Origin of the sequence: Okeania sp. SIO3B5, from assembly GCF_010692555.1 — a bacterium.
Taxonomy (GTDB): Bacteria; Cyanobacteriota; Cyanobacteriia; order Cyanobacteriales; family Microcoleaceae; genus Okeania.
In genome coordinates this window covers 1-6,558 of the sequence record NZ_JAAHHG010000546.1, presented here as the reverse complement: position 1 = coordinate 6,558, position 6,558 = coordinate 1, and the positions used below count along the sequence as shown (strand labels likewise).

General features: G+C 39.9%; 7 protein-coding genes, 1 pseudogene and 1 riboswitch. Of the genes and pseudogenes, 6 read left to right on the top strand and 2 right to left on the bottom strand.

Annotated features, from left to right (window positions below; genetic code table 11):
* The first annotated feature begins 327 nt into the window (after positions 1-327).
* Positions 328-475: riboswitch (cobalamin riboswitch) on the top strand.
* A 428-nt stretch (positions 476-903) separates the two neighbouring features.
* From F6K54_RS43525 to F6K54_RS37855, 6 genes and pseudogenes are all read left to right on the top strand, one after another.
* Positions 904-972, top strand: a pseudogene (locus F6K54_RS43525) (hypothetical protein); the annotation flags it as partial.
* Positions 973-993: 21 nt separating this feature from the next.
* Positions 994-1,197: a hypothetical protein gene (locus F6K54_RS37875; protein ID WP_293089197.1), complete on the top strand. Its 204-nt coding sequence runs from the start codon at positions 994-996 to the stop codon at positions 1,195-1,197.
* A 1-nt stretch (position 1,198) separates the two neighbouring features.
* Positions 1,199-2,074, top strand: coding sequence for a ferredoxin (locus F6K54_RS37870; protein WP_293089195.1), 876 nt, complete (start codon positions 1,199-1,201; stop codon positions 2,072-2,074).
* Between the two features lie 22 nt (positions 2,075-2,096).
* Entirely contained in the window at positions 2,097-2,705 is a 609-nt protein-coding gene (locus F6K54_RS37865; RefSeq protein ID WP_293089193.1) for a hypothetical protein, read from the top strand.
* A gap of 162 nt (positions 2,706-2,867) precedes the next feature.
* Complete coding sequence (locus F6K54_RS37860; RefSeq protein ID WP_293089191.1) at positions 2,868-4,523, top strand: iron uptake porin; 1,656 nt, start codon at positions 2,868-2,870, stop codon at positions 4,521-4,523.
* A 133-nt stretch (positions 4,524-4,656) separates the two neighbouring features.
* Positions 4,657-4,806 carry a hypothetical protein gene (locus F6K54_RS37855; protein WP_293089189.1) on the top strand — a complete coding sequence of 50 codons (150 nt, stop codon included), beginning with the start codon at positions 4,657-4,659 and terminating at the stop codon, positions 4,804-4,806.
* Positions 4,807-5,008: 202 nt separating this feature from the next.
* Here F6K54_RS37855 and F6K54_RS37850 read toward each other — a convergent pair whose 3' ends face one another.
* Together F6K54_RS37850 and F6K54_RS37845 are read right to left on the bottom strand one after the other, a co-directional pair.
* On the bottom strand, positions 5,009-5,305 hold the full coding sequence (locus F6K54_RS37850) for a hypothetical protein (protein ID WP_293089187.1): 297 nt from the start codon (positions 5,303-5,305) through the stop codon (positions 5,009-5,011).
* Positions 5,298-5,507 (bottom strand): transposase, encoded by a 210-nt coding sequence (locus tag F6K54_RS37845; protein ID WP_293089186.1) that lies wholly within the window; start codon positions 5,505-5,507, stop codon positions 5,298-5,300. Before F6K54_RS37845 ends, F6K54_RS37850 begins: the two co-directional genes overlap by 8 nt.
* Positions 5,508-6,558 lie beyond the last annotated feature (1,051 nt).

The following is a 6,558-nucleotide window of genomic DNA, read 5'->3' as shown; positions in this document are numbered from 1 at the left end:
TGCCAAAATTTGCCGATTTTGAGCGCCAATAAGCGTCCCTTTTGCTCTGACTAAAATAGTGAAAAGTCAACTTTTAATCATAAATTAAAAGCCTCTATCCCCGTGTCTCCGTGTCTCCGTGTCTCCGCGTCTCCGTGTCTCCGTGTCTCCGTGTCTCCGCGTCTCCGTGTCTCCGTGTCCCCGCGTCTATTGAGAATGAAACAGCCCTGCCCTTCTCAAGGGGGGTTAGGGGGGATCTCCAAAACTGTACCTCACAAGCTTGGGAAATGCTACAGTTAGCAAAAAAAAATTTTTGTAAAAGTATTGCATTAATTAAGTAGCTGTGTTTTAATATTGTAATTAATCGGTTCTAATGGAGACCAGCCGTTAGAGGAAACGGGGAAAGTTCGGTGTAAGTCCGTCGCTGTCCCGCAACTGTGATGAGATACTTTATTATCTCTCAGTCAGAATGCCCGCCGATTGAATAGTAACTTTATCAAACATCTGCGAGGTATAGATGATGACTAATATAGTTTTGACAAAAAGGGAATTAGCTCTAAATAAGAACCTTTCGCTACAGATATTTAGACAGAGCTTATTTAAACCAAACTCTGGGAAACAGCTACTACTTAAAAATAAGTAAATTAGCAATTATCTTTTCTTTTGTGGATTTAATACCCCACCATAATCACCGCGCTTAAAATTGCTTCGGGTGGGAATCTCCTCTATGCAATTTTCCCTTTTGCCTTATTCAATAAGAAGAAAAAAATAATAGCTAAAAAGTTAGCAAAAAGTACAAAAAGTGCTTCGGAATCTACTGTTAAAAACATAAAAATAAGTAATAAGAGCGATAGTTAACGGTGGGATTAATAGCGATCGCAACTTCCTTGCTAATACCAAAGTAGTTGCGACAGAAACTCTTGCATAGGCAACGATATTCTCAACGGAAATGCTGGTGGGGATACGCTGCGGGGTGGTAAAGGGAACGATAATCTCTCTGGAGACCTTCCGTCAGTGACATCCGGTGCAGTGGATATTAATGCTATTCGATTTGTTCGCATTGTAGATATTCCTGGTAATGGTAGCTTTTTAGATGCCACAGGAGACCCAATTTTTGACCCTTGGCCAACTGCACCACCAACTGCGACTTCTGGTGGTTTTGATTTGGGAGCGATCGGTGTAATTAATGTTATTAAATTACTAAATATGGATAACTAAAATGAGTGAATTTAATCAATGGGTGACACCATTAAAACTCACGGTATCGGAAAAAACTCCTAAAGGTGGAACGATAGAATATGAAGATTTTCCTACTACAATAGATGTCACTGGTCCTCTATTGTATACATTAATTCAGCAAAATTGGCAGCAAGTTCAAATAGGTCATGTTGTTGAAGGTGGGGTACTAGAATTAGAATTCACTGAACCTCCAAAACTTTGCTTAATTTATGATGGTTATTTGACCGTAGCAACTGCCGCTTGGCACCTTCATTTATGCTTAGAAAAAAATTTAGGAGGACCTCACTGTACGACACCAATAGAATTAAGAGAAAAACGTCTTTTAAGTCGGGCAGCATTGTATCGTCGCCTAAACCCTGAAGGAGTGGCAAAAAGTTGGGGGATTCAGTTTTGGAATGGGGCAGCAGAAAAGTTAATGACGATATTTTTGCCGAATCCATTTTTAGGGGAAGATGAGGATTATTTGCCTGAGAAAAAAGCGGAGTTTTCTAAACTTGCACTTTATGAGGAGTTACGAGAAATTTATGTTTTAGGAACTCGTCCAATTCCTTTTAATAGTAATCCTTTAAAACGACCTTATTTGTCTGTTTGTCGGTCGAGTCGTTGTTATCCTTCTCGGAAGTGGCAGCCAATTTTTGAGGCTTTACAAACAGCGGTAAAAACATCAGAATTAGATATAGATGTGATTACTTCTGGCTGTTTGGAAGTTTGCAAAATGGGTCCGGTGGTGTTTTATTCGGGAGACAGAACTTGGTACACTCGCGTTACTCCTGATGTGGCTGGACGTATTGTTAATGAGCATTTATTAGGAGGAGTGAAGTTATCTGAAAATTTATATCCTAAAACTGATTGTTGAAAAATGGTAGGAATCAAGATTTATGAATAATAAAATTACAGTTGATTCGCAGGAAAATTATAATGTTTGGAGTAATGCTGAAAAAGCAATCTCTCATTCTCGTCTGTGGCAATTTTTGTTAATTACTATTGGCAGTGCTAGTAGTATGATTTATCCTCACGTTCCCTTAGTAGGTTTTGCTGCTATTAGTGGGGTGACACTTAATAGAAAACAGGCGATAATTTCCTCAATAATAATTTGGTTAGTTAATCAATTCTATGGTTTTACTCTCCGTCAATATCCCCAGACTTTAGAATCTTTTACTTGGGGATTTGTGATGGGTTTGGGAACATTATTAGTAACAATTGTAGCTAGTATTAAGCCTAAATCTATTGAGCAGAAAATCTGGAGGTATTATTTATGGTTGACTGCTAGTTTAGTTATAGGATATGTCTTGTTTGAAGGAATAATATTACTGACTGCTACCTTAATGGTGGGAGACGGACATGGTTTAACAGTAGCTATTTTAGAGAGAATTTTTCTCAAGAATATAGTCTGGGCGATCGCTCTAACTTTTATCCACAGTTTGTTGATTTGGAATGGGATTAAATTCTTTAAAAGAGGGGAACGGAGTTCTATCGCTCCTACTTAAGACAACTTGACAAACCGCCTTTTACATAAATGTTCTGAGACTCGTTAGTTGAAAAATAAGTCAATGTCCACCCTCACTTAGTCAGCTTGGATAATATTTGCTTTTATCCTTAAATTAGTATAGGATACTATGAACAATTAATAGCTATTAATTTAGAAATTAATGAAAAAAATTCTTAAGAAAGCCAGAAAATATAGCCCCAGTATTCTTAGTGCCACATTATTTATAGCCAATCCTGCTCAGGCCACTCCCCCAATACAAATGGCCGAGGCATTTCGTCCCCTACCAATGGATGACCCCTCATTAGAAATGCCCAGTGTATCTGAGCTAGAAGCAGAAGAGGCAATAGATCAAGTAACATCTGTCTCTCAATTATCAGACGTGCAACCTACAGATTGGGCATTCCAAGCATTACAATCATTAGTAGAACGTTATGGTTGTATAGCTGGTTATCCAGACGGCACTTTCAAAGGCAACCGCGCCATGACTCGCTTTGAATTTGCAGCAGGTTTAAACGCTTGCCTAGACAGAATTACAGAATTAATTGCTGCAGCAACCAGTAACCTAGCTACTAGAGAAGACCTAGCAATATTACAACGACTACAAGAAGAATTTGCAGCCGAACTAGCAGCATTGCGGGGTCGTGTAGATTCTTTAGAAGCACGCACAGCAGAATTAGAAAACAACCAATTTTCCACAACTACCAAACTCAAAGGAGAAGTTTTGTTTTGGTTAAATGATACCTTCGGGGAAAGAGCAGCAGCGCGTGGAGAACCTTCTGGCAATGACAAAACAGAGACTTCTTTTTCTTATCGCGTTAGGGTACAGTTTGATAGTAGCTTTACTGGAGAAGATTTGCTTTTGACTCGTCTACAAGCTAATAATCTTAACGAGTTGAGCGAACCAGAACTCACTAATACCTTAATGACTCTTGCCGCTATTGATGAAGGTGATGGTAGTAATGATGTTGGTATTGACCTGATGTTCTATCAGTTTCCCATTGGAGAACGTGCCCAAGCTCTCATTGGCCCCATTGGAGTTGACCTAGATGACGTTTCTGTAGTGTTGTCACCCTTTGCAGACGAAGCAAATGGGACCATTTCTAGGTTTGGAAGACGCAACCCTACCAGTTTCCGAGGTCCTGCTAATGCAGGTGTTGGTTTTAGTTACGCATTTAATGATAAGTTTCAGGTCAATGTTGCCTATTTAGCAGACGATCCAGCAAATCCTGCTGAGAGTGCGGGTGCATTCAATGGTGCTTACAGTGCATTAGGTCAACTTGTAATTGAACCTAACGATAGCTTGGCATTTACCTTGGGTTATGTGCGTAAGTATTGGGGTAAGGATGGGGTAGATATTACTAATGGTACTGGTAGTTTCAAAGCTCAAGACCCTTTTGATGGTGTGCCGACAACTGCTGATAACGTTGGGTTGCAAGCTAATTGGAGAGTGAACGAAAAGTTTGAAGTGGGAGGTTGGTTTGGTTCAACCTGGGCGCGACCAGAAACTAGCAATGGTGGTGATGATGATGATGTTACTATTATTAATGGAATGTTGTATTTTGCCTTTCCAGACTTGTTTAGAGAGGGAAATCTTGGTGGTTTGATGGTTGGAGTGCCTCCTATTGTTACTGATGGAGGTGATGATGATTCATTGAAAGATGATGATACATCTATACATATAGAGGCAATTTATCGTTTTCAAGTTAATGATAATATCTCTCTGACTCCTGGTTTATTTGTGATTACTAATCCTAATCATGATGATGTTAATGATACTATTTGGATTACTACATTCCGGACTCAATTTGTGTTTTAAGTGACATACTCCCACACTACGTCGGGAACACAAACAAGACAATTGGTATGTACATCTTTCTACTTATGTACAAGAAATTCCAGTAGTTCATACTAGAAAAAATGGTTGTATAGGCATTGATTTTAATGCCGAGTTGATTTCAGTTACTTATGTTAAATGGGATGGCAATATTGAATATTTAGAAGAGCTACCTAGAAAGTGGAAAAATCAAACTACTGGGCAACGACAAGCAACTATGAGGAATATTGTCGCGACTATTGTCGCTCTTAGCAGATTTTTTTGAGTGCGCTATTGCTATTGAGTCTTTAGATTTTACCAAGAAAAAATCCATTGCTCGGAGCGAGGAAAGTAAAGTTTATAACGAGATGCTTTCCAACTTGTCTACAGGAATGTTTAGAGAAGCTTTAGAGTCATGCTGTAGAAGATTTGGGGTTGAATTAATCAAAGTCAATCCTGCTTTTACGCTTCGTGATCGGAATGGTTAATTATATGGCTAAATACGGTCTCAACAGTGGCACTGCTGCTGCTTTAGTGATTGGTCGTAGAGCCTTAAAGTTATCAGAAAAAATCCCCATAGGAAACCATCTATCAACAATGGTTAACTTAGAGCCGTACAGTTGACATTTGTACTCTAATTGTCTGCGAAACTCGTAAAACCCTATGTCAGCAACAGCCTTAGCTAGCTTGTGATTTGACATCATTCCTGATACATTTAAGTCTTCACCCACCCCTCTAGCTCCCCTCCCGGGAGGGGATGGGGGTGGGTTGTGGTTTTTAGCCAAGTAAGTAGGCGCGTTTATGCAATGTATCTTTTCTGATATTAGCTATTTTGCTATGCAATTGAGCTATCTTAAGTTGTGCTTTTTTCCAGTTAGACGAAAACTTGGTTTTATGCCTATTTAAGTATTGCAATCTAGAAAGTTTAGCTTCTAACTTTCTATAAGATTTTGCACCAGGGAATACCTCACCAGTTGATAGGGTCAAAGAGTGATTTCACACCCAAATCTACACCAACTACATCAACTGATTTCTTAGTAATTTGAGGTTCTGTTTCTATTTTGAAGCTAATGAACCATCTATCAGCTTTCCTGGCTTAAGTTACAGACCTAGGAGTTACATTATCTGGTAAAACTTGTTACAGTCGATGGGGGTATCGCTACCCCTCACCTCTGCTTCAAAACCGGACTTGAGACTTTCACCTCATCCGGCTCCTGATAACTAAGGATACTTCGAGGTTGGGTTCACATACTCCCTTCTGCCCACCTTTATTTCAAGGGTTCTAGGGTTTGAAACTATACTCAGGTGCATAATGACTCTTAACCATCGACTTCTTATTTATAGTGGGCACGGCTTCCACTTCACACCTTGGGAGCTAGTTTTGCCTTATTAAGTTTCTCCCAACACCGCCTACCTTAATTACCTCCTCACGTCTGCGTATCCTGAGCATTACTCCAGGCTTGCTTCTTGAGGAATCCTCCACCCTAAAGGCCATTGGTTAAGCTTTTCCCTACTCTTGTTTTGGTACGAATGGTCGAGTGTTGTACCTGCGGGTTTTATTTATAGTGGTAACGCCTGCCACTTAGAGAGGCCAGAAGGGGTTACTTCGTTCCCTGATATCATTTCTCGTTGACATTAGGCTTCTAGTATAGACCGACCTCAATTAGATACGAAATCAACCTTATGTTTTGATTCCAATTATATGAGGCGTACCATTTTGGTTCAAGGGTATCAATGTCTTTCCCTTGTTATTAATGACGACCCATTGTACTAGATTCTCTTTGCGATCACCATTGCCAACAACCCTTGCAGAGGATTGGGATAACATTACCCTTACTCCGCTTTTAGGCCATGCACCGAGAGACAGACTTGCTCATGTCTGAAACCTGGGACTAAGGAGTCACACGGTATCCGCGTGGGAAGGAATTTAACCTCCATGATTATCAGAGTTACCCTTTGATAGGGTTGGCTGAACGTAAACCAAGGGGGTTTACTTAGACCAAACGAATCGCACCATAAGTTTTAATCCATCCAATTC